This window comes from Virgibacillus oceani, assembly GCF_041521345.1.
GTDB lineage: Bacteria > Bacillota > Bacilli > Bacillales > Amphibacillaceae > Virgibacillus_N > Virgibacillus_N oceani_A.
Genome location: NZ_JBGOHB010000069.1, coordinates 1 through 1,474, shown reverse-complemented (window position 1 = coordinate 1,474; position 1,474 = coordinate 1). Strand labels below are relative to the sequence as shown.

General features: G+C 36.0%; 1 protein-coding gene and 1 pseudogene. Both read right to left on the bottom strand.

Annotation, left to right across the window (positions count from 1 at the left end; all coding sequences use genetic code 11):
• Nucleotides 1-29 precede the first annotated feature (29 nt).
• Nucleotides 30-905: pseudogene (locus tag ACDX78_RS23150) on the bottom strand (IS3 family transposase); the annotation flags it as partial.
• Entirely contained in the window at nt 860-1,420 is a 561-nt protein-coding gene (locus ACDX78_RS23145) for a transposase (protein ID WP_486031208.1), read from the bottom strand. The gene ACDX78_RS23145 and the pseudogene ACDX78_RS23150, both read right to left, overlap by 46 nt.
• Between the last annotated feature and the right edge of the window lie 54 nt (nt 1,421-1,474).

Genomic DNA, 1,474 nt, shown 5'->3' with positions numbered 1-1,474 from the left:
GGTGGTTACCCCTAAAAGTTAGAGTTTTATTATGCAGCTGATTGGCTGGGTTGAGTTCTGTATTCTACTGGACTTAATCCAGCCAATTTTTCTTTTGATCGTTCATGGTTGTACCAGTAGATATATTCTTCAATCCGTCTTTTTAATTCTTCATAGCTTACTAATTTTTCCCCATAATACTTTTCTTGCTTTAAAATACCAAAGAAATTCTCCATCGACGCATTGTCTGCGCAGGTTGCTTTTCGTGACATGCTTTGGAATATTTTATTTTCTTTTAATGTCCTCACCCATTGGTTGTGTTGGTAATGCCAGCCTTGATCGGAATGGATGGTAGTGCGATAGGTTGCACGATTCTTTATTATCTCTAACGTTTCTTTTAAAGGTTCCGTGACAAGATCTAACGTTGGACGTTTCTTGATACCATAAGAAACAATTTCTCCATTATAAAGGTCAAGCATCGGATTTAAATATAACTTCTCATCACCTAGACACTTGAACTCTGTAATGTCAGTAACTAATTTTTGAAGTGGAATAGGTGTGTTAAAACGGCGGGATAGTCGGTTTTTCGCTACTTTTCCAACGTTCCCCTTATAAGAATTGTATTTGCGAGATTTCCTCATAAATTTCACACATTTTAACCCTAGTTCTCGCATGATTCGATACACTTTTTTATGATTGATAAGATGTCCTAATTTCTTTAATTCTTTCGTGATACGTTTATAACCGTAGCGTTCATGAAACTTCTTAAATAAGTGCGTAATGAGTTCTTTTAGTACTGTGTCTGAATCTTTTATTTCAAAGTTTTTCACATGATAGTGATAGGTTGCTTCAGGAATGCCTACTACAACGAGAATATTTTTTAATCGGAATCCTTCTTCTTTGAGCTCGAATGCCACCTTTGCTTGTGCTTTTCGTGGAACGCATTCGGATTCTCCCGAAAAGCTTTCAACTTTTTTAAGTAGGCATTTTCTAGTTTTAGTAGCTCATTCTCACGTTCTAATTCTTCGCGTGTTAAATTTTTTTCTTCCTTTTTCTTTTGTTTATTCGGTTTCTTAGACATAGAAGGCCGCCCCTTTGGTTTTGGAATCAGGCCTTCTACTCCTTGTTCATGTAACTCTTTCATCCAGCGTGTAATCAAGGAAGGGTTGTTCAAATTAAAGTGAACAGCAGTATCTAAATAAGAAGCACCTGTGTTTAACATAAATTGTATCGTATCTAATTTAAATTGAACAGAATACTCCCTCTTCGTTTTTCTTCGTTTTAACCCATTCATTCCTTGAGACTCATACGATTTCACCCAATCACGTATAGGTGTTTGGCTACCCATATTATATTTTTTTGCCAATGATCCATATCCAATGTTTCCATCTAAATACTCGACGACAAGCTTCATTTTAAATTCTTCACTATATTTTGCCACAAAAAACACCCCTGAAAGTTAGATTTATTACTCTAACTTTCGGGGGTCGGCACC